The sequence below is a fragment of the Streptomyces anulatus genome, assembly GCF_000721175.1.
GTDB lineage: Bacteria > Actinomycetota > Actinomycetes > Streptomycetales > Streptomycetaceae > Streptomyces > Streptomyces anulatus_C.
Map to the genome: position 1 here is coordinate 74010 of NZ_JOEZ01000006.1, position 21946 is coordinate 95955.

The following is a 21946-nucleotide window of genomic DNA, read 5'->3' on the forward strand; positions in this document are numbered from 1 at the left end:
CGGCCGTTCATTAGAACAGAGCGGCGAGCCGATTCCGTAGGGAGGACGCGACCGTGGCCGCACCCCCGTCGGGGTGCGGCCACGGTTCCCGGTCAGTGGAAGAAGTGGCGCGTGCCCGTGAGGTACATGGTCACGCCGGCCTTCTTCGCGGCCTCGATCACCAGCTCGTCGCGGACGGATCCGCCGGGCTGGACGACGGCCTTGATGCCGGCGGCCGTGAGGATCTCCAGGCCGTCGGGGAACGGGAAGAAGGCGTCGGACGCGGCGTACGAACCGGCCGCCCGCTCCTCGCCGGCCCGCGCGACGGCGAGCTTCGCGGAGTCGACGCGGTTGACCTGGCCCATGCCGACGCCGACCGAGGCCCCGTCCTTGGCGAGCAGGATCGCGTTGGACTTGACCGCCCGGGACGCCTTCCAGGCGAAGGCCAGCTCCTTCAGCTCGGCCTCGGAGAGCGCCTCGCCGGTGGCGAGGGTCCAGTTGGCCGGGTCGTCGCCGTCCGCCTGGAGGCGGTCGGCGACCTGGAGCAGCGCACCGCCGTCGATGGCCTTGACCTCGAACGCGGAGGCCGGGGCCTCGGGGGCGCGCAGCACGCGGATGTTCTTCTTGCGGGCCAGCACCTCGACGGCGCCGTCCTCGTAGGCCGGGGCGACGATGACCTCGGTGAAGATCTCCGCGACCTGCTCAGCCATCTCGACGGTCACCGGGCGGTTGACGGCGATGACGCCGCCGAACGCGGAGAGCGGGTCGCAGGCGTGGGCGTTGCGGTGCGCGGTCGCGACGTCGTCGGCGATGGCGATGCCGCACGGGTTGGCGTGCTTGATGATCGCGACGCACGGCTCGGTGTGGTCGTAGGCGGCGCGGCGGGCGGCGTCGGTGTCCGTGTAGTTGTTGTAGGACATCTCCTTGCCGTGCAGCTGCTCGGCCTCGGCGAGACCGCCGCCGCCGGAGGTGTAGAGCGCGGCGGGCTGGTGCGGGTTCTCGCCGTAGCGCAGGACGTTCTTGCGCGTGAAGGTGTCGCCGAGGAACTCGGGCAGGCCCGAGTCGCCGGCGGCCGCGTAGCCGTCGGCGAACCAGGAGGCGACGGCCACGTCGTAGGCGGCGGTGTGCCGGAAGGCCTCGGCGGCCAGCCGCTTGCGGGCGGTGAGGTCGAAGCCGCCGTCCTTGACGGCGGCGAGGACGTCGGCGTACCGCTCGGGGCTGGTGACGACGGCGACCGACGGGTGGTTCTTGGCGGCGGCGCGGACCATCGAGGGGCCGCCGATGTCGATCTGCTCGACGCACTCGTCGTCGGAGGCGCCGGAGGCGACGGTCTCCTTGAACGGGTAGAGGTTCACCACGACCAGGTCGAAGGGCTCGACGCCGAGCTCGGCGAGCTGCTCGCGGTGGGCGTCCAGGCGGAGGTCGGCGAGGATGCCGGCGTGGACGCGCGGGTGCAGCGTCTTGACGCGGCCGTCCAGGCACTCGGGGAAGCCGGTGAGCTCCTCGACCTTGGTGACCGGCACTCCGGCGGCGGCGATCCTGCCGGCGGTGGAGCCGGTGGAGACGAGTTCGACGCCCGCCTCGTGCAGACCGCGGGCGAGGTCTTCGAGCCCCGTCTTGTCGTAGACACTGACCAGGGCGCGGCGGATGGGCTTATTCACCGACATGACCGAGATGAACCTTTCGTCCCTCAATGCGATGGCCGTCACGGGCGAGCCGCCCCACGGCCTCGACGAGCAGCGAGCGCTCGACTTCCTTGATGCGTTCGTGGAGGGCGGCTTCACCCTCCGGGGTGTCCTCCTCGGTCACCTCGACCACGCCCTGCGCGATGATCGGACCGGTGTCGACGCCGTCGTCGACGAAGTGGACGGTGCAGCCGGTGACCTTCACGCCGTACGCGAGTGCGTCGCGCACTCCGTGGGCACCGGGAAAGCTGGGCAGCAGGGCGGGGTGGGTGTTGACGGTCCGGCCGCCGAACGCGGCGAGGAACGCCGGGCCGACGATCTTCATGAAACCGGCGGAGACGACGAGGTCCGGGCGGTGCGCGGCGACCTGTGCGGCAAGTGCCTCATCCCATGCGGCGCGGGTCGCGTGGTCCTTGAGCTTGCACACGAACGTGGGGATTCCGGCCTGCTCCGCGCGCTCCACGCCACCGGTGCCGTCGCGGTCCGCGCCGACCGCGACGATCCGCGCTCCGTACGCCGCCGGGTCTTCGCCGATGGCGTCGAGCAGCGCCTGGAGATTCGTACCGGACCCGGAGACCAGCACGACCAGCCGGGCAGGAGAGGCGGAGGGGGGCGGGGAGGCCACGTCGGGGCCCTTTCTCACGTGATGACCGCATGATGACGCAGGCGCGGCATGCTCTTTGTAGGGTCGTACGAAAGTATCGCTTCGCCTGATACGGGGAACCCTACGAACGGGCCGACCGTCAGCAACGATACCGGCACACCCGACGGCCCCCACGGGACGGGGGCGTGGCCGGGAGGTAGCGTCAGGGGACAGCCCACCGTCCACCGGGCTCCTCCGGGCGGACGAACCGTCCTCCGGGCGGACCTGACGAGATGGGGAAGACGTTCACCACATGCCGGACCGACGCCGCAGCACCGCCTTCCGCCTCCCCCTGCCCGAGCGGTCCGCTCTGCTGATGCGGGAACGCCAGTCCTCTTCGCCGGACCCCTCCACCTCGCCCGACTCCCCCTCCGGGGCCGCCGGGAAGCCCCAGGACGACAATCCGTTCGCCCCGCCGCCCGCGGACCGTCCGGACCAGCCGTGGCAGCCGCGCCGCCCCTCCGCGCCGAACGGATCCGACGGGTCCGACGGGCCGGGCGGGAAGGGTGGGTCCGACGGGAACGGCGACGGCTCCTCCGGCGACCGCCCGTCGTGGGGCAGCCAGTGGAGCAGCAAGCAGCCCGGCCGGGGCAACGGCGGCTTCGGCGGCGGCCCCGGCGGTGACGGCTCCGGTGGCCCCGGGGGCAAGGGCGGAACCGACCGGGGCGGTCCGGGCGGACTGCGCTGGGACCCCACCGACCCCGCACAGCGGCGCGCCCGCTACGCGGTGCTCGGCGGTATGTGGGCCTTCTTCTTCGCCCTCTTCGAGTTCACGGAGCTCGCCCTGCTGCTGGGCGCACTCGCGACGTACTGGGCGATCAGCGCGCTCCGCACCCCGATGAGGAACGCCTCCGCGACGGACCGCGTGGTGGTGGGCGGCACCGGAACCGGCACGGGGGCCACGGCGGACGACGTCTCCGGTGCCGCACCCGCCACGCCCTCGCACGCCGCGCCCGCCGCGCCGCAGAACGTCAGCAGCAGGCAGCAGACCACAGCGGCCGTCGGCGGGCTGGTGACCGCACTGCTGGCGCTGCTCATCGTGGCGACGACGTTCACCGTGCAGCTCGTCTACCGCGACTACTACACATGCGTGAACGACGCGCTGACCAAGACGGCCGCGCTGTCCTGCAACGACCAGCTACCGAAGCCGCTGGAGCCGTTCTTCGGCGTCAAGAAGTAGTTCCCGGGCCGCCGTCCGGCTCCGCCACGGGACGGTCCGCGGCGAGGTCAGCGGAGAGCTCGGCGGGGACATCGGCGGGGAAGTCGGCCATCAGGCCGCCGGAAACCCGCTTCAGGGAGGCCCAACGGGCCTCCCTGAATTCTTTCTCGTGCCAGGGGTCGGTCGGGAGGAAGTCGTACGGCTCGAACCCCACCCCGCCCCGCCCCGCCACCGGGCCGGGCCGCGCGCCGGAGGCCGCTTCGGGCGCCGGGCCGGGGGCCGGGGTCGCGGAACCGCCCGGCCCCGCACCGCCGGACTCGCCCTGCGTCCCACCCCCGGTGCCGCCCCGCCCACGCCACGGTTCCCACCAGCGGCGCGGACGCCCCGCGACGGCCGCCGTCTCCTCCTCGGCCGCCTTCGCCGGGGCCGTCGCCGGGGCCGTCGCCGGGAGTTCCTCCTCCGCTACGTCCCTCGCATCCCTTACGCCCCTGCGCCAGGCCCAGCCCGGGGTACGCAGTCGCCACAGTCGCAGCAGCAGGGCCGCCGGTACGCCGACGACCGCGGTCCACGCCAGCGCCGCCGGGCCGGTCAGCCACCACACCGGGCCGAACGCACTCAGCGCCCCGGTGCCCAGCGGTCCGCCGGCCACCGCCGTGAGCAGCACCGTTCCCGCACCGCACCCCAGCGCGGCGAGCAGGGTCACCAGCACCGTCTCGCGCGGGCTCCACGCCTGGGCGCGGGGCGCGTCGGCCGGCGCGGCCCTGCGGGCGGTGAACCAGGCGACCGCCAGCGCGGCCGCCACCGGCACCACCAGGGCCGCCCCGTTCAGCAGGGTGCCGGGCCCCTGGTCCGGGATGGCCGCCAGCAGGGGGAAGTGGGGCACCGTCGGGGTCCCGTCGAGGCCCAGCGGGGTGGCGGTGGCTCCCGTACCGAGCGAGAAGCCGGGGCCGAGCCCGTACGCCGCTCCCCACAGCGCGGCGTTCGGCACGAGCGACGCGGCCAGCAGGAGCACGGCGACCCGGCCCGACCAGTCGCCGGCGAGCGCCAGGAACGCGTCCTGCGCCACCGTCGCGTTCCGGCCGAGCGCCACCGCGACCAGCAGCGCACCGCCCCCGAGCAGCACCATCACGCCCACCGCCGCCGACCGGCACGCCGTCCCGGCCCGGTCACGGAAGAGCGTCCGCGCGAACGCCTCCTGAAGCGCCGGCGGCGACCAGGACGGCAGGGGCCCGAACGGCCGCCCGGCCGCCGACCACACCCCGGCCGCCGCCGCACCGGCCACCACCAGCGCCACCGGGAACACCAGCGTGTCCGGGTCCGGGCGCAGCGGACCGCCCCGTGCGTAGGCCGCCGCACCCGACACCACCAGCAGGTACCCCGCGGTCACCGCGCAGAACGCGCCCGCCTGCGAAGGCCTGGGCCGACCCTCCTCCGGCTCCGCCGCATCACGCGCCGCGCGGTGCGCCAGCCAGACCGGGCCCAGCACGAGCAGCAGCGGCACCATGCCGACGGGCGCGGGAACGCCGCTCAGCGTGTCGGGGCGTACGAGTCCGGAGCCATGGGCGAGCAGCCAGACCCCGGCGGCCGCGCGCAGCGCCCCGCCCGGTCCGCTGTCCGGGTACGGGGAACTGATCCACAGCACCATCACCACCACCGTCAGCGACCCGAGGCCGAGCCCGGCGGCGATGGCGCCCCGCACCAGGGCGGAGGCCAGGGCGAGGGTGCGGTTCCGCTCGGCCGTCGCCTTCGGGCCGCGTTGCGTCATCTGGGTCACGCGGCCCATGCTGCCAACGACACGCGCTCATCCCGCGTAACGCGCGAACAGCCGCCGTGTCGCTCAATATACGTTTATGTACTTTTTCACCCAGTGCGGCGCCCTCGGGGGTCATCCATGACCCGGAGCACGACCGACGAGGCCGCCGCGCCGCCGCTGCCCTCCCCCAAGGAGCGCCGCAGACTGCGCGAGGCGAAAGCACTGAGCGAGGACCAGGTGGCGGCGGCGGTCGGTGTCACGCGCGCCACCGTGCGTTCCTGGGAGACGGGGCGCACGAGCCCGCGCGGGCGCAAGCGCGCGCTGTACGCGAAGCTCATCGCCCCCGAAGCGGAGGCATCCCCGGCCACCGCCCCTCCGGCACCCCCGGCACCTTCGGCACCTTCGGTACCTTCGGCATCTCCGGCTCCCCCGGCCCTGGCGCCGACGGCCCCGGACGCCGTCCTCGAAGCCGCCCCCGAAGCCCCGACCGTGGACGGCGCGGGTACGGACGACGCGGCGGGAAACACGGATGCCGAGGCAGAGGCGGCCGGCGAGCGGCGCCTCTCGCCCGCCGAGGCGTTCGACGAGCTGTACACCCGGACCGCCCCCGGCCTCGTCCGGCAGACCTATCTGCTGACCGGCCGCCGCGCCCTGGCCCGCGAGTCCGTCGAGCGCGCCTTTCAACTGGCCTGGCAGCGCTGGCCCGAGGTGGCCGTGGACCGTGACCCGGCCGGCTGGGCGCGCGCGGCGGCGTACGAGTACGCGATGTCCCCCTGGCACCGGCTGCGCCGCGCGCACCGGCACCCCGACGCCCCACCCACGGAGCCGGGCAAGCGGGCGCTGTTCGACGCGCTGCTCGACCTTCCCCCGGCCTACCGGCGCACGCTGCTCCTGTACGACGGGGTCGGCCTGGACCTCCCGGAGACGGCCGCCGAGACGGAGGCCAGCACCCCGGCGGCGGCGGGCCGTCTGATGACCGCCCGCGCCGCCGTCGCCGAGCGGCTCCCCGAACTGGCGGCCGCCGCGTCGCCCGCCGAACAGTCGGCCCTGCTGCACGACCGGCTCGGCGGCCTCGCCCGCGCCGAGCACGTCCCCGTACCGCGGCCGGCCCGTGCCGTGCGCACCGGCAGCGAGGACAGGGCCCGGCTGTGGACCCGGGCCGCCGTCGCGGGCGTCGCGCTGCTCATCGCCCTGACCTGGCTGACCCTGCACACCGCGCCCACCCACTACGAACAGCCGGTCTCCCCCGCCGAGCGGGTCGGGGGCGTACCGCCGCGCGGTGGTCCGCAGAAGCTCACCGCGCAGGACCTGAAACTTCAGAAGTCGCTGCGCGAGCAGCTGGCGCACGGCCCGGAGCGGCTGGTTCCGCAGCCCCGGTGAGGCCGTGACCCGGGCGGCGTGCGCGGGTGCGCACGCGAACGGCGCGGGCCCGCACCCCCTGTGTCCTTCAGGGGTGCGGGCCCGCGCCGTTCGCCGCGTGTCCGTGCTGCCTGACTGCCTGCGTCAGGCGCCGAGGATCTCGCGCGCCAGCTTGGCGGTCTCGGTCGGCGTCTTGCCGACCTTCACGCCGGCGGCCTCAAGGGCCTCCTTCTTCGCCTGGGCGGTGCCCGAGGAGCCGGAGACGATGGCGCCGGCGTGGCCCATGGTCTTGCCCTCCGGGGCGGTGAAGCCCGCGACGTAACCGACGACCGGCTTCGTGACGTTCTTCGCGATGAAGTCGGCGGCACGCTCCTCGGCGTCGCCGCCGATCTCGCCGATCATCACGATGAGGTCGGTCTCCGGGTCCGCCTCGAACGCCGCGAGGGCGTCGATGTGCGTGGTGCCGATGACCGGGTCGCCACCGATGCCGACGGCGGAGGAGAAGCCGATGTCACGGAGCTCGTACATCATCTGGTAGGTCAGCGTGCCGGACTTGGACACGAGACCGATGCGGCCGGGCTTGGTGATGTCGCCCGGGATGATGCCGGCGTTGGACTGGCCGGGGGTGATGAGACCCGGGCAGTTCGGGCCGATGATCCGGGTCTTGTTGCCCTTCGCGCCGGCGTACGCCCAGAAGGCGGCCGAGTCGTGGACGGCGATGCCCTCGGTGATCACGACGGCGAGCGGGATCTCGGCGTCGATCGCCTCGACGACGGCGGCCTTCGAGAAGGCCGGCGGCACGAAGAGGACGGACACGTTCGCGCCCGTCTTCTCCATCGCCTCCTTGACGGAGCCGAAGACCGGGACCTCGGTGCCGTCGAAGTCGACGGACGTGCCGGCCTTGCGCGGGTTCACGCCGCCGACGATGTTGGTGCCGTCGGCGAGCATGAGCCTGGTGTGCTTCATGCCCGTCGCGCCGGTCATCCCCTGGACGATGACCTTGCTGTCCTTGGTGAGGAAGATAGCCATGGTGGTCTGAGTCCCTCTTCCTTACTTCGCAGCCGCGGCGAGCTCGGCGGCCTTGTCGGCCGCGCCGTCCATGGTGTCCACGCGCTGCACGAGCGGGTGGTTGGCGTCGGAGAGGATCTTGCGACCCAGCTCCGCGTTGTTGCCGTCGAGACGCACGACCAGCGGCTTCTCGACCTTCTCGCCCTTGGACTCGAGCAGCGCGAGCGCCTGCACGATGCCGTTGGCGACCTCGTCACAGGCGGTGATGCCACCGAAGACGTTGACGAACACGGACTTGACGTCCGGGTCGCCGAGGATGATCTCCAGGCCGTTCGCCATGACCTCCGCGGAGGCGCCGCCACCGATGTCGAGGAAGTTGGCGGGCTTCACGTCGCCGTGGTTCTCACCGGCGTACGCGACGACGTCCAGGGTCGACATGACCAGGCCGGCGCCGTTGCCGATGATGCCGACCTCGCCGTCCAGCTTCACGTAGTTGAGGTTCTTGGCCTTGGCGGCAGCCTCGAGCGGGTCGGCTGCGGCCTTGTCCTCGAGAGCCTCGTGGCCGGGCTGGCGGAAGTCGGCGTTCTCGTCGAGCGAGACCTTGCCGTCCAGGGCCAGGATGCGGCCGTCCTTGGTCTTCACCAGCGGGTTGACCTCGACGAGGAGGGCGTCCTCCGCGACGAAGGTGTCCCACAGGGTCACCAGGGCCTCGGCGACGCCCTCGGCCACGTCGGCCGGGAACTTCGCCTGGGCCACGATCTCGCGGGCCTTGACGATGTCGACCCCGTCGACGGCGTTGACCGGGACCTTCGCGAGGGCCTCGGGGGTCTTCTCCGCGACCTCCTCGATGTCCATGCCGCCCTGCACCGAGGCCATGGCCAGGAAGGTGCGGTTGGTGCGGTCGAGGAGGTACGAGACGTAGTACTCCGCCTCGATCTCCGGGGACAGCTCGGCGATCATCACCTTGTGGACCGTGTGGCCCTTGATGTCCATGCCGAGAATGTCGGTCGCCCGGGCGACCGCCTCGTCGGGGTCCGCCGCCAGCTTGACGCCGCCGGCCTTGCCGCGGCCGCCGACCTTCACCTGAGCCTTGACGACAGACTTGCCGCCCAGCTTCTCGGTCGCCTCGCGGGCTGCCTCAGGCGTGTCGATGACTTCACCGGCCAGCACCGGTACACCGTGCTTGGCGAAGAGGTCCCTCGCCTGGTACTCGAACAGGTCCACGCGCGTCCGTCCCTTTTAGTGGTATCGCGGTTCGTTCTTCTGCGTGGGCGTGCCGCGATGGGCAACGTGACTGCTCTGTCACTAGGGAGGCGTACACGGTGTCCGAGTACGCGGCATGTCCATCCGGCAGGTTATCCCCGCGCTCCGTGTGTCCCTAAATCGCAGATCACACCTGAGCGGTGATAACGGTCACAGAGGGTGGCCCCCTCCGGCTCCCGGACGGGTTCGCCGGGAGCCGGAAGGGTCCGGATCGGCACGAGCGCGCGTGGGGGGGCACGCAGATCCCTGGTTACTGCTGGGTCTCCTTGTCCGGTACGGGCAGTGGCCTCTTCTCGATCGCCGCCGCCATGACGTCCGGGAAGAGGTCCGGCGTACAGGCGAACGCGGGTGCGCCCAGCGCTCCGAGCGCCGCCGCGTGCTCGTGGTCGTACGCGGGCGCGCCCTCGTCGGAGAGTGCGAGCAGCGTCACGAACTGCACACCGGAGGCCTTCATCGCGGCGACCCGCTTGAGCATCTCGTCGCGTATGCCGCCCTCATAGAGGTCGCTGATGAGGACGACGACGGTGTCCGCGGGGCGGGTGATCCTCGACTGGCAGTAGGCGAGCGCCCGGTTGATGTCGGTGCCGCCGCCGAGCTGGGTGCCGAAGAGGACGTCGACGGGGTCGTCGAGCTGGTCGGTGAGGTCGACGACAGCCGTGTCGAAGACGACGAGCCGGGTCGACAGGGTGCGCATGGAGGCGAGCACCGCGCCGAAGACCGAGGCGTGGACGACCGACGCGGCCATCGAGCCCGACTGGTCGATGCACAGGATGATGTCCTTCTTGGCGGACCGGGCGGCGCGTCCGTAGCCGATGAGGCGCTCGGGAACGATCGTGCCCCTCCCCTCCGCGTCGCCCGGGACGGGGAGGTGGTTCTTGAGGTTGGCCCGGATGGTGCGGTTCCAGTCGATGTCGCGGTGGCGCGGCCGGCTGATCCGCGCCGAGCGGTCCAGGGCGCCGGTCAGGGTGGCCCTGGTGCGGCTCTCCAGGCGTTTCTCCAGGTCCTCGACGACCTTGCGGACGACGACGCGTGCGGTCTCCTTCGTCGTCTCGGGCATCGCCTTGTTGAGCGAGAGCAGGGTGCCGACGAGGTGGACGTCCGCCTCGACCGCCTCCAGCATCTCCGGCTCCAGGAGCAGGGCCGCCAGGCCGAGCCGGTCGATCGCGTCGCGCTGCATGACCTGGACCACGGAGCTGGGGAAGTACGTCCGGATGTCGCCGAGCCAGCGGGCGACGGAGGGCGCCGACGCGCCGAGTCCCGCCGAACGGCCACCGGGGCTCCGGACGCCGGGCTTCTTCCCGGCGCCCCCGCCGTACAGCGCGTTCAACGCACCGTCCATCGCCGCGTCCTGGCCGGTGAGGACGCACCCGGTGCTGTCGGCGCTGTCCGCGCCGAGCACCATCCGCCAGCGCCGCAGTCGTTCGGCGTCGGGCGCGGGCGGGGTGGTGGGCCGCACGGCCTGCGAGACCAGCGAGGTCTGCGCCGTCGCCATTGTCCGTTCTGTCCGTTCCATCGTCTCCCCCGTCGGGTCCGGGTGCACCGGGTCCGGGTCCGTCGTCGTGGTCGTCGTCATCCGGCGGTCTCCACGGGCTCGGGGCGGCGGCCGAGCAACAGGCGCAGCACCGGCTCCACCGCGTCGGCCCTGGCCCGGTCGAGACCGGGTCCGAAGCCCCCGGGCACCCGGCCCGCGTCACCCCTGCGTGCTCCCTCGGGGGCGGGTCCGCGCCGGACCAGCTCGCCCAGGGAGCGCCGTACGCCCGGTTCGTACGCGGAGAACGTGCGGCGCAGCAGTGGCAGCACATCGGTGAACATCTCGGCGGGGACACCGGTCAGCCAGGCGTCGACGAGGCCGAGCAGCCGCTCGTCGTGGACCAGCAGCATGCCGCCGCCCGACGCACCGCCGACGAACCCCTCGATCCAGGCGGCGGCGTCGGCGGGCGGGGTGCCGGGCGAGAGCGCCAGGCCCATCAGCCGGGCCGCCTCGTCCTCCGCCAGCCGTCCCTCGTCCAGGAGCAGCCGGGTGGCCCGGCCCCGGATGATCCCGGCGACCGTGTCCCGGACCGCCAGCCTGTGCAGAACGGCGTCCCAGCGCTCCCGCAGCCCTTCGGCGGGGGCCGCTCCGGCGAGCAGCAGCCCGATCGCCCCGTGCACGGCCTCCACCTGACGGCGCAGTGCCTCGGCCCCGTCGGCGTCGAGGCCGGTGCAGGCGGGCGGCAGGCCGACGCAGATCCGCTCGGCGAGCCCGGCGGCGACCTCCGCGAGCGCCGCCGTGTCCGTGGAGCGCACGTCCCCGTACCGCAGGGAGCGGGCCAGGGCGGGCAGCGCGTCCGCGAGGTGGCCGACGTCCGCGTCGAGTGCGGCCCGGTCGGCGAGGGCCTTCATCACGACGGGCAGCGCGTCGGGGAGTCCGGCCAGGAGGCAGCGTTCGGCGAGTGCGGTGACGTCGGCCAGCGCGGTCGCCGCCACGGCCCCCGACTCGGCCTTCGCGGTGGCGGCGGTGAGGACCGTGGTGCCCCATACGCCCGCCTCCGCGACCCGGACGTGCAGTTCCGGCTCCCAGCTCAGCCGCCAGCTCTCCCGGAAGGTGCCGGTGCCGCCGCGCCCCGCGACCGGGTCGCCCCAGCCGACGTCGAGGAGGCACAGCCGGTGCAGGAGGCGGCTGCGGGCGGCGTCGGTCTCCTTGCGCAGGTCGAGGTCCAGCTCGCGTTCCGACGCCTCCGGTCTGAGCCGGAGGGTGCGCTGGCTGCGGGTCAGGTCCCGTTGCAGCGGGACGGCCGGGGCGGCGTCCGGCACCTCGCCGAGGGTCTCGCCGACGATCAGCCGGTCCCGGACGAGGGCGAGCGGAACGTCGGACCCCTCGCACATGACGGCCCGCACCGCGTCGGTCGTCTCGCCCAGACCGGCCAGCGGCCGGCCCCGGAGGGCGGCGAGGGTCTCGGCGAGCCGGACGGCCTCGATGACATGGGCGGTGGAGACGGACCGGTCCTCGTCGCGCAGCAGTCCGGCGACCTTGGTCATCCATCGCTCGATCGGCCGGTCGGCCACGTCGAAGAGGTGCCCGTACCAGCCGGGTGAGTCGATCCCGGCGCCGTAACCGCTGTGCCGGGCCAGCCGGCGGTGGGTCCAGGGCACCCAGGTCAGGCCGGCCTTGACCTTCGGGAGGCCCTTGAGCAGGGCGCGGTCGGCGGCGAGGGTGGTCCGCGCGGCGAGAGCGGGGACGTGCCAGGCGCCGCAGACGACGGCGACGTCGTCACCGAACTCCTTGCGTGCGGTACGCAGCTGGATCCGCATGTAGGCCTCGCGCACCGCGTCCCGGGGCTGCCCGCCGTCGCCGTACGCCTCGCGGAGCGCGGTCATGGCCTCCGCCAGCGCGGCGAACGGCGCCAGCGCGTCGCCTTGCGTCCTCCCGGTGGGTGTTCCTCCGTCGGGGGGTACTCCGCCGCCCGGTGCGCGGTGCTCGACGACGTCCTCCCACCAGCGCTCGGGGTCGTCGTGTCCGGCGGTCTCGGCGAGCACCCGGATCGGGTCGACGACCGGCGTGACCTCGTCCTCGGCCCGCTCCCCCGGCGCCCCGTCGCTCCCAGGGCCCGGCGCGGGTTCCTTGAGCGCGAGGGAGTGGGCGGCGGGCAGGTCGATGAAGCGGACCGGGACGTCGTGGGCGAGGGCCCAGCGGATGGCCACCCACTCCGGCGAGAACGCGGCCATCGGCCAGAAGGAGGCCCGCCCCGGGTCGTCCACGGCGTGCGCGAGCAGCGCGACCGGGGGACGCATCTGCGGGTCGGCGGCGAGGGGCAGCAGCGCGTCGCCCTCGGGCGGCCCCTCGATGAGGACGGCGGCCGGGCGGGCCGCCGCGAGCGCGGCGAGGACCGCGCGGGCGGACCCGGGGCCGTGGTGCCGCACCCCCAGGAGCCAGGGCCCGACGGCCGCGCATGACCCTGACCCGGCCGCTCCGGTCGTCGGGCCGGTCCCGGTCATCGTGGCCGTCCCGGCGGGGCACGTCATGCGGATACCTCGCGGCAGGCGCGGTAGAAGTCCTTCCAGCCGTCCCGCTCGCGGACCACGGTCTCCAGATACTCCTGCCAGACCACCCGGTCCGCCGCGGGGTCCCGGACGACCGCGCCGAGGATGCCGGCCGCGACGTCGCCGGGGCGCAGAACGCCGTCGCCGAAGTGGGCGGCGAGGGCGAGGCCGTTGGTGACGACGGAGATCGCCTCCGCGGTGGAGAGCGTGCCGGTGGGGGACTTGAGCTTGGTGCGCCCGTCGGTGGTCACCCCGTCGCGCAGCTCGCGGAAGACCGTCACCACGCGCCGGATCTCGGTCAGGCCCTCCGGCGCCGCCGGCAGGTCGAGCGAACGGCCGATCTGGTCGACGCGCCGGGACACGATGTCGACCTCGGCGTCCGGGGTGGCGGGCAGGGGCAGCACGACGGTGTTGAACCGGCGGCGCAGCGCGCTGGACAGCTCGTTGACGCCGCGGTCCCGGTCGTTGGCCGTGGCGATGAGGTTGAACCCGCGGACGGCCTGGACCTCCTGTCCCAGCTCGGGAACGGGGAGCGTCTTCTCGGACAGGATCGTGATGAGCGAGTCCTGCACGTCGGCGGGGATGCGGGTCAGCTCCTCGACCCGGGCGGTCATGCCCTCGGACATGGCCCGCATCAGCGGACTGGGCACCAGGGCGTCGCGGCTGGGCCCGTGGGCGAGCAGCTGGGCGTAGTTCCACCCGTAGCGCACGGCTTCCTCGGGCGTCCCCGCGGTGCCCTGCACGAGCAGCGTCGAGTCGCCGCTGACGGCGGCGGCGAGGTGCTCGGACACCCAGGTCTTGGCCGTGCCGGGGACGCCGAGCAGGAGCAGTGCGCGGTCCGTGGCGAGCGTGGTCACGGCCACCTCGACCAGGCGGCGCGGGCCCACGTACTTCGGCGTGATCACCGTGCCGTCCGGCAGGGTCCCGCCCTGCAGATAGGTGGCGACGGCCCAGGGCGACAGTCGCCAACGGGCCGGCCTCGGCCGGTCGTCGGCGGCTGTGAGCGCCTTCAGCTCGTCGGCGAACGCGTCCTCGGCGTGCGGGCGGAGCGCCTCGGCGCCCGCCTCCGGCTCGACGGCCGCGGTGGTTTCGGGCACGGTCATGGATCCCCCTCCAGATCGGTCGACCTGATGTGGTTCCACGGTGCACCATGCCACTGACAACGGGTCCTGACCGCAGGTCAGGACCCGTTTCACGAGCGAACAGGGCCAGCCCCGTCAGCCCGATCGGCCCCCGGTCGACCCGGTCAGCCCACGATCGGCGACACGGCGACGCAGCCGCCCGCCGTGAGCATGCCTTCCCCCTTCGCCTCCTTGATGACCTCACCCTTGTAGGTGATGGTGCAGGTGACGTCGGCGCCGCCCGCGTCCAGGGCCATCGGCATGACGGCGGGCGGCATGATGCCGCGCAGCTCGACGGTCTTCTTCCACGGCAGGGTCGGCGAGGTGACGGTCTCCAGCTCGGGCTCCAAGGCCTCGCCGCCGCCCCCGTGGTACGTGATCTCGTCGACGCTCGTGCCGGTGACCTCGTACGTGACCTCGTACGTCTCGTCCACGGTCGTGTCGACCGCCTTGCCGACCGCCTCGTCCACCGACTCGGCCGAACAGGCGCCGAGCCCGAGCACGAGGCCGGTGATCGCGAGGGCACAGGCAATGGTACGTACGGGGCGGGCGGTTCCGGCGGTCCGTGTGGTGCGGATGGTGCGGTTCATCTGGGGTCCCCCCTGGATCGGTCCGCCCGGATCTGTTCCGTAAGCGGAGACCGCAGAGAAGCGCAGACGGACGGCGGAGTCAAATCCTCCTCGGGGCGGCTGCTCCGCAGGTCGGAGGGGACTGTCAGTGGCGCCCCCTACCGTCGGGGACATGCTGCTATCTCACGGGGGAGAACCCTCGCCCACCGGCGGACCGGTGGCGCGCTGGTCGGTGGAGCAGGTGCTGGCACTGGCTCCTGACGACGCATCACGCAAGGCGGGTACGCGACTCGGCGCGGCCGGCCCGTGGACCGGCACGGGCCGCGACGCCACGGGCGGTGTGGTGTGGGGGCTGTGCAGGGGGAGCGGGAGCACGCCGTACCGAACGGTGGTCGACACCACCGGCCCGGCCTACTCCTGCAGTTGCCCGAGCCGGAAGTTCCCGTGCAAGCACGCGCTGGGGCTGTTGCTGCTCCGGGCGTCCGACGCCGCCGCGTTCCGGCCGGGCGAGCCGGCCGACTGGGCCTCTGCGTGGATCGAGGGCCGGCGCGGACGCGCGGCGGAGAGGGCCCGCGCCTCGTCGGGCGGCGACACCGCGCGGCGGCCGGCCGACCCCGCCGCCGCCAGGAAGCGGGCGGAGCGCCGCGCCGAGCGGGTCACGGACGGGGCCCGGGAGCTGGAACAGCGCCTGGCGGACCTGCTGCGCGGCGGGCTCGCCGCGACCGACCGCTCGGGATACGGCCTGTGGGAGGAGACCGCGGCCCGCATGGTCGACGCCCAGGCCCCCGGCCTCGCGTCCCGGGTGCGGGAGTTGGGCGCGATCACCGGGTCCGGTCCCGGCTGGCCGGTCCGGCTGCTGGAGGAGTGCGGCCTGCTCCATCTGCTGGACACGGCCTGGCTCGGCAGGGAGCGGCTGCCGGAGCCGCTGGCCGCGACCGTGCGGACGAGGGTGGGACTGCCGATGTCCGCCGAAGGCGCCCCGGTCCGGGACCACTGGCTGGTCCTCGCGCAGTACGACACCCCGGACGGCAAGATCGTCACCCGGCGGATCTGGCTGTACGGGCGGGATTCGGGCCGCACCGCTCTGCTGCTCTCGTTCGGCGCGGCGGGCCGGTCCCCGGCGCAGGCGCTGCCGGTGGGCGCGACGGTCGACGCCGAGCTGACGCCGTATCCGGGCGGCGGGCAGCTCCGTGCGGAGCTGGGCGAGCAGTTCGGGGTCACGGCCCCGGCCGGGCCCCCGCCGGGGATCGCCGCGGCGGACGCACCCGCCGCCTACGGGACCGCCCTGACGGAGGACCCCTGGCTGGACGGCTGCCCGGTCACCCTGCGCGACGTCATACCCGTGCCGTCGAAGGACGGCTGGCAGGTGGCCGACGCCCACGCCGACTCCGCGCTGCCGATCGCCCCGGCCGCGCTGTCCCGGCCGGGCCTGTGGAAGCTCGTCGCACTGTCCGGCGGTGGCCCGGTCACCGTGTTCGGCGAGATCGGCCACCGCGGCTTCGACCCGTTCGCGGCCTGGGACCCGGGCGAGAGGGAGGAGGACGGGCGCACCACGGGCGGGGCGGTCGTCCAGTTGGTCTGACCCGGAGGCCAGGCGACCAGACGGCCCGCCCCGCCGGCCCGGCACGCCCCGACGCCCGGGCCCGGCCCGCCCAGCCTCTGGCGCCCGGCCCGCGGCGCCCTCGCGTGCGCCGACCGCCCGACGTCCGCCCCCTAGGGCGCGTACCGCCGACCCACTGCCGCCCGCTGCCCGCTGCTCGCCGTTCCCGCCCCCCATCCCGGTCCGCCCCCCGTCCGACATCCGCCCAGCCCTGCCACTGGAGGGGAAAGATGCCTCGCACGACCAGCCCCACCACCACCGACCCCACCACCGACCCCAGCGCCACTTCCGCCTCCGATTCCGCATACGTCGGCTCCGTGCCCTGGGAGGAGCTGGTCACCTCGGCGCTCCTGGGCACCGACCGCCGGCCTCCGACGCCACACGGCGACCCCGTACCGGCCACCGATGCTCCCGCGGCTTTGCTGGACGCCGCCGCGCTGCACACCGTGCGGCAGCGGGCCGGGCTGCTGCCCGCAGTGCCCGAGGCCCGGCCCGAGCCCGCCGTCCCGGATCCGCGCCCGGCGCTCCCCGAGGCCGCCCGGCACCGGCTCGCCCATCTGCTGGCCGACCGTGCCGCGCCCTCGGGCGGCGGGCGGCGCGGGGCCACGCCCGACCTCACCGAGCTCATCCCGCAGTGGCTGGCCGCCGCCAACCGGCAGGGATTCCGCGCCCCGGCGGCCCTGCTGCCGCCGCTCCTGGACGCCGCCCGCGCCCGTACGGACCTGCGCCCGCAGGCGCTCGCGTTCGCCGGGCCGCGCGGTCTGTGGCTGGCCGGGCTGAATCCCGACTGGAAGTTCGCCCTGCGGGGCTCCGCGAGCGGCGCGCTCCAGCCCGACACCAAGGACCCGGACGCGGTGCGCCGGCTGTGGGAGGAGGGACTGTTCGCGGAGCGGGTCGCGCTGCTCGACGCCGTACGGGCGCAGGATCCGCCCGCCGGGCTCGCCCTGCTCGCCACCACGTGGTCGGCCGAACGGGCGGAGGACCGGCTGATGTTCCTGGACTCCCTGCGGTCCGGGCTCGGGGGCGACGACGAGCCGTTCCTGGAGCAGGCCCTGTCCGACCGCAGCCGCAATGTCCGCGCCACCGCCGCCGAACTGCTGTCCGCCCTGCCCGCGTCGGCCCTCGCCGGGCGGATGGCGGACCGCGCGATGTCCTGCGTCAGCCCCGACCGTACGGGGGACGTCGTCTCCATCGCCGTGGAGGCGCCGCACGAGTGCGACGCGGGGATGCAGCGCGACGGCGTCGCCGCGGTCCCGCCGACGGGCCGGGGTGAACGGTCATGGTGGCTCGGACAGTTGGTGGAGGCCACCCCGCTCGGTGTCTGGGAGGAGCGGTTCGGCGGGCGCCCGGCCGAGGAGGTCGTGGCCCTGCCCGTCGCCGACGACTGGGCCGGGGAGCTGCACACCGCGTGGTGCCGGGCGGCCATGCGGCAGCGGAATCCCCGGTGGGCCCGGGCCCTGCTCGGGCGCCCCTCGGCGCCGTCGGCGAGCGGCCCGGGGACGGGCTCGATCGCCGAGCGGTCGAAGCTCCTCGCGATCCTGGACCAGGGCGAACGGGCCTCTTGGGTCGCAGAGTTCATCGCCGCGCACGGCCTGTCGGATGCGTTCCAGCTGCTCGGGGTGTGCACGGTCCCCTGGGCCGGGCCGCTCGGGCGTGCGGTGGTCGACGCACTCGACATCGCGCGGGACGGCGGGAGCTATCCGTGGAGCTTCAGCGGAGTGATGGGCCTCGCGGAACGCTGCCTGGATCCGGCCGAGGCCGACCGGCTGGAGGTCCTGACGGCCGCGCAGGACGAGCAGGAGGGGGCGTCACCGGGGGCGGGCGGCTACTGGTCGGAGGCCTTCCAGCGCCTGGTCTCCACCCTGCGGCTGCGCGCCGCGATGGAGGCGGAGCTGATGGCCTGACGCGGCGACGCAGCCGGGACGAGCCGCCGGAACGAGCGGCAGGCGCGACGGGCGACGCAGCCGGAACGAGCGGCAGGCGCGACGGGCGACGCGGCCGGGACGAGCGGCCGGGCGGGACGGAAGCGGCGCGACGTGAGCGGTCGCGACGACCCGGCTCCGCACCGGAGGCGGTTCCGGCGACCGGGCGCGGGGACGGAGACCGCCGCCGCCCGCGTCGGCCCGGTACGCAGCGGGCCCGCCCCCGGGGCCGGCGTTCAGGCCTGGGCGGCTTGGCGGACGTTCGCGTTGACCCAGGTGACGATCTCGGTCGTCGTCGCCCCCGGGGTGAAGAGCTCCGCGACGCCCAGCTCCTTCAGCGGTGCGATGTCGTCCTCCGGGATGATCCCGCCGCCGAACACCTTGATGTCCTCCGCCTCCCGGGCCTTCAGCAGCTCGATCACCTTGGCGAACAGCGTGTTGTGCGCCCCGGAGAGGATCGAGAGGCCGATGGCGTCGGCGTCCTCCTGGATCGCCGTGTCGACGATCTGCTCGGGCGTCTGGTGGAGCCCCGTGTAGATCACCTCCATACCGGCGTCCCGCAACGCCCGCGCGATGACTTTGGCCCCGCGGTCGTGGCCGTCGAGTCCCGGCTTGGCCACCACCACACGGATCGGACCGGTCACACCCATCACTGCCTCCACCTGGTCTCCCGTGCCTGAAGGGCCGGGGATGTGAACGAACGTTATCCACAGCATCCCGCAAGCCGCTGTTTCGCGGCAGGCGGGGAGGGGGAAATCACATGTGGGACATGTTCGCCAGGCGTCGTTCCCCGTCCTTCGCGGTGTTCCGGCCGCGCGGGGCCCGGCGCGAGACACCCCCAGGGGAGCCGCAACGAGGTCGCCGTACCACCGCGCCGCCAGCCGCACGGCACGGTGGTACGGCCGCCGTCGCCGTCCGGCCCCACCGGCCCGCGGCGCTCGTGCCGACACCCCATGAGGGCATACGGGGACGGGAGCCGCCTCCCCCTTACGCCAGTGCAGGAGGTCGGCCGTGAAGCTCCTCCCTCTCCTCTCCCTGCTGCCCCGCCTCCCCCGTCTGCCGGTCCCCCGGCTGTCGTCCGCCCTGCTCGGCGCCACCGCGCTGGAGCTGGTCGTCCTCGCCGGGCACCTGGTCGTCTACCCCTTCGGCCTCACCCCTGAGCGCCGCCCACCGACCCGACCGACGAACACCGGCACGAGCACCGACACCGGCAGCCCGGACCCGGACCCGGACCCGGGCGAGGCCGCACCGCCCACGGCCACTTCCCTGCCGGTCACCGGCGCCACCGCGCCGCCCGTCGTCCTGCTGCACGGCTTCATCGACAACCGCTCCGTGTTCGTCGTCCTGCGCCGCGCGCTGACCCGGCACGGCCATCGCCACCTGGAGTCCCTCAACTACTCCCCGCTGACCAACGACATCCGCACCGCCGCCGAACTGCTCGGGCGGCACGTGGAGGAGATCTGCGCGCGCACGGGACACAGCAGCGTCGACATCGTGGGACACAGCCTCGGCGGCCTGATCGCCCGGTACTACGTACAGCGACTCGGCGGTGACCGACGGGTCCGCACCCTGGTGACGCTCGGGACCCCGCACGGAGGCACCGCCGTCGCCCCCGGGGCGGGCGTTCACCCCATCGTGCGGCAGATGCGCGGCGGTTCCTCCGTGATCGAGGAGCTGCGCGCCCCCACCCCCGGGTGCCGGACCCGGTTCGTGAGCTTCTGGAGCGAGTTGGACCAGGTGATGGTCCCCATCGAGACGGCGTGCGTCGACCACCCCGACCTCGACGCGGTGAACGTACGCGTCACCGGCATCGGGCACCTGGCACTGCCCGTGCACCCGACGGTGGCCGCCGCGATCCGTGAGGCTCTCGACACGCCCGAGGCAGGAGAGGACGCAACGCCCGCCGACGGAGCGGCTTCCGTGGCCTGAAATAGAACATCACTCGAACGTAGGGCCAAGGCTGCGTCTGCCGTCCACCGAAAGACGGTCGATTGCCCGTTTCCTGCGAAGGCAAAACCTGTCGAAGATTGTCGTCCTCACATACCGCCGGGTACAGTCGCGGCCACTGCTTCCCCCTGGGACCCCCCTGAACGGGACCCAGAACAGTCCTGCTGCCGAGGCGAGAGAGAAGTTGGTGAACGACCAGCACCCCCACGCCGGGCACGTCGGGTACGACGACCGATCGACCGGCAGCTTCGACACCGACCCGCTCTTCGGCTCCCTTCCGGGCGGCCACGACGCCGGCTACGACACGGGTCACCCCGCCGCCGGATACGGCGACACCACCTACGGCGCCGGCCACGACACCACGTACGCGACCGGACAGCCGGACCACAGCCGCCGGTACGACTCCTCCGCGTGGAACACCGGCCCGCAGCAGACCCTCGCCCACGACGGTTACGCCGCCCAGGAGCAGGCCCCGCAGCAGTGGGACACCTCCGGGGCCTGGCAGCAGGTCACCGACCAGGACCTGACCGGCCAGTGGGCGACCGCCGACACCGGTGCGTTCCCCACCACCGGTTTCCCCGCCGCCCCGTACGGCACGGACACCCCGTACGCCACGGAGGCGTACGGCACCGGGACGTACGAGACGGGCGTCCACGAGACCGGTACGTACCCGGCCGGCACCGCATACGGAACCGGCACCCACGGGGCGGACGCCTACGAGACCGGCGCGTATCCGACCGGCGCGTACGGCACCGCGGCCGTCGTCGGCACCAGCACCGGCACCGGCACCGGCACACATGACACCGGTTCGTACGACACCGGAACGTACGCCACCACCGGCGCCTACGGCACAGGGGCGTACGACACGGGCGCCTACGACGCGACCGCGTGGAACTCGGGCGCCACGCCCGGGGAATCCGCGTACGAACCCGAACAGACGTCGTACCCGCTGTACGAACAGCAGTCGGCTGACACGACGGCGCCCGAGGCGTCGCCCGAGCCGGACGGTACGGCCGGGGAGCCGGAGGCCGACCCGTCCTCCACCGCCGCGTTCGCCGCCCTCGCACCGGAGCCGGACGCCGGGGACGACTTCGCCGCCCCGCCCCCCGTGAACCGCACTGCCGTCCGTCCCCCCGCCGCCCGCAACCGGAACCGGGCCCGGCGGCGTACTCCCGCCAAGCGCTCCGCCCTGCTGACCGTCGCGGTGCCCTCCGCCTGCGTGATGAGCGTCGCGGGCATCGCCGCCGCCTCGGTCAGCGGGATGCCCGGCGGCGAGGAGAAGCAGGACGAGACGACCACCTCGCTGGCGGTCGCCGACCCCAGCACGGTCCAGCCGGTCGCCGCGAACAACCGGCTGGACAGCCAGCTGGAGCAGCTCTCCGAGGGCAGCGACGACTTCCGTGAGCGCGCGAGCCGCACCCAGGAGCGCATCGACCTGCGGGAACGCCAGGCGGCGGAGAAGAAGAAGCGCGAGGAGGAGGCCGCACGCCGTGAGGCGCTGCGACCCAAGTTCGTCCTGCCGGTCAATCAGCACGGGCTCAGCGCCTACTACGGTCAGGCGGGCGTCAACTGGATGTCCGTGCACTCGGGCATCGACTTCCCCGTCTCGTACGGCACTCCGGTGATGGCCGCGACCGACGGCACCGTGCGCACCCAGCTGAACAGCGCCTACGGGGTCATGGCGATCGTGACCGCCGCCGACGGCACCGAGACCTGGTACTGCCACCTCAGCAGCACCAGGATCCGCTCGGGCCCGGTGAAGGCCGGTGACGTCATCGCGTACTCCGGGAACTCGGGCAACTCCACCGGTCCGCACCTGCACTTCGAGGTCCGGCCCGGCGGCGGCTCGGCGATCGACCCGCTGGTGTGGCTGCGCAGCAAGGGCGTCAACCCGACCTGACCAACGCGAAGAAGAGAA

The 21946-nt window shown here is 73.8% G+C and carries 16 protein-coding genes; 6 read left to right on the plus strand and 10 right to left on the minus strand.

Annotation, left to right across the window (positions count from 1 at the left end; all coding sequences use genetic code 11):
- Window positions 1-92 precede the first annotated feature (92 nt).
- Window positions 93-1646, minus strand: coding sequence for a bifunctional phosphoribosylaminoimidazolecarboxamide formyltransferase/IMP cyclohydrolase (gene purH, locus IG90_RS0107855; RefSeq protein WP_030579596.1), 1554 nt, complete (start codon window positions 1644-1646; stop codon window positions 93-95).
- On the minus strand, window positions 1633-2289 hold the full coding sequence (purN, locus tag IG90_RS0107860; RefSeq protein WP_030579598.1) for a phosphoribosylglycinamide formyltransferase: 657 nt from the start codon (window positions 2287-2289) through the stop codon (window positions 1633-1635). The genes purH and purN overlap by 14 nt, the downstream gene beginning before the upstream one ends.
- 271 nt (window positions 2290-2560) lie before the next feature.
- Here purN and IG90_RS0107865 point away from each other — a divergent pair, with 271 nt between their 5' ends.
- Entirely contained in the window at window positions 2561-3487 is a 927-nt protein-coding gene (locus IG90_RS0107865) for a hypothetical protein (protein ID WP_030579600.1), read from the plus strand.
- Here IG90_RS0107865 and IG90_RS0107870 read toward each other — a convergent pair.
- Complete coding sequence (locus tag IG90_RS0107870; protein WP_030579603.1) at window positions 3477-5231, minus strand: cell division protein PerM; 1755 nt, start codon at window positions 5229-5231, stop codon at window positions 3477-3479. The two genes, IG90_RS0107865 and IG90_RS0107870, sit on opposite strands and share 11 nt — an antisense overlap.
- Window positions 5232-5357: 126 nt before the next feature.
- Between IG90_RS0107870 and IG90_RS0107875 the strand changes: the two genes are divergently transcribed.
- Entirely contained in the window at window positions 5358-6599 is a 1242-nt protein-coding gene (locus tag IG90_RS0107875) for a helix-turn-helix domain-containing protein (protein WP_030579606.1), read from the plus strand.
- A gap of 123 nt (window positions 6600-6722) precedes the next feature.
- Here the strand turns inward: IG90_RS0107875 and sucD are convergent, their stop codons facing one another.
- From sucD to IG90_RS0107905, 6 genes are all read right to left on the minus strand, one after another.
- Window positions 6723-7607: a succinate--CoA ligase subunit alpha gene (gene sucD / locus IG90_RS0107880; protein ID WP_030579609.1), complete on the minus strand. Its 885-nt coding sequence runs from the start codon at window positions 7605-7607 to the stop codon at window positions 6723-6725.
- A gap of 21 nt (window positions 7608-7628) precedes the next feature.
- Window positions 7629-8810, minus strand: coding sequence for an ADP-forming succinate--CoA ligase subunit beta (gene sucC, locus IG90_RS0107885; RefSeq protein ID WP_030579612.1), 1182 nt, complete (start codon window positions 8808-8810; stop codon window positions 7629-7631).
- Between the two features lie 289 nt (window positions 8811-9099).
- Entirely contained in the window at window positions 9100-10422 is a 1323-nt protein-coding gene (locus tag IG90_RS0107890; protein ID WP_030579615.1) for a VWA domain-containing protein, read from the minus strand.
- Window positions 10419-12824 carry a DUF5682 family protein gene (locus IG90_RS0107895; RefSeq protein WP_051860063.1) on the minus strand — a complete coding sequence of 802 codons (2406 nt, stop codon included), beginning with the start codon at window positions 12822-12824 and terminating at the stop codon, window positions 10419-10421. Before IG90_RS0107895 ends, IG90_RS0107890 begins: the two co-directional genes overlap by 4 nt.
- A 23-nt stretch (window positions 12825-12847) precedes the next feature.
- Window positions 12848-13972 carry an ATP-binding protein gene (locus IG90_RS0107900; protein ID WP_030579621.1) on the minus strand — a complete coding sequence of 375 codons (1125 nt, stop codon included), beginning with the start codon at window positions 13970-13972 and terminating at the stop codon, window positions 12848-12850.
- Between the two features lie 143 nt (window positions 13973-14115).
- On the minus strand, window positions 14116-14580 hold the full coding sequence (locus tag IG90_RS0107905) for a hypothetical protein (protein WP_030579623.1): 465 nt from the start codon (window positions 14578-14580) through the stop codon (window positions 14116-14118).
- A gap of 151 nt (window positions 14581-14731) precedes the next feature.
- On the opposite strand from IG90_RS0107905, the gene IG90_RS0107910 reads away from it, so the two are divergent.
- Complete coding sequence (locus tag IG90_RS0107910) at window positions 14732-16141, plus strand: SWIM zinc finger family protein (protein ID WP_051860059.1); 1410 nt, start codon at window positions 14732-14734, stop codon at window positions 16139-16141.
- A gap of 248 nt (window positions 16142-16389) precedes the next feature.
- Window positions 16390-18063, plus strand: a complete 1674-nt coding sequence (locus IG90_RS0107915) for a DUF5691 domain-containing protein (RefSeq protein WP_030579629.1) — start codon at window positions 16390-16392, stop codon at window positions 18061-18063.
- A gap of 254 nt (window positions 18064-18317) precedes the next feature.
- Here the strand turns inward: IG90_RS0107915 and icmB are convergent, their stop codons facing one another.
- Window positions 18318-18731 carry a coenzyme B12-dependent isobutyryl CoA mutase small subunit gene (gene icmB / locus IG90_RS0107920; RefSeq protein WP_003966859.1) on the minus strand — a complete coding sequence of 138 codons (414 nt, stop codon included), beginning with the start codon at window positions 18729-18731 and terminating at the stop codon, window positions 18318-18320.
- 361 nt (window positions 18732-19092) lie between these two features.
- On the opposite strand from icmB, the gene IG90_RS0107925 reads away from it, so the two are divergent.
- Window positions 19093-20010, plus strand: a complete 918-nt coding sequence (locus IG90_RS0107925) for a lipase family alpha/beta hydrolase (RefSeq protein WP_030579632.1) — start codon at window positions 19093-19095, stop codon at window positions 20008-20010.
- Window positions 20011-20215: 205 nt separating this feature from the next.
- The gene (locus IG90_RS0107930) at window positions 20216-21928 is read left to right on the plus strand and encodes a peptidoglycan DD-metalloendopeptidase family protein (RefSeq protein ID WP_030579635.1); all 1713 of its coding nucleotides are present in this window, start codon (window positions 20216-20218) and stop codon (window positions 21926-21928) included.
- The last annotated feature ends 18 nt before the right edge of the window (window positions 21929-21946 follow it).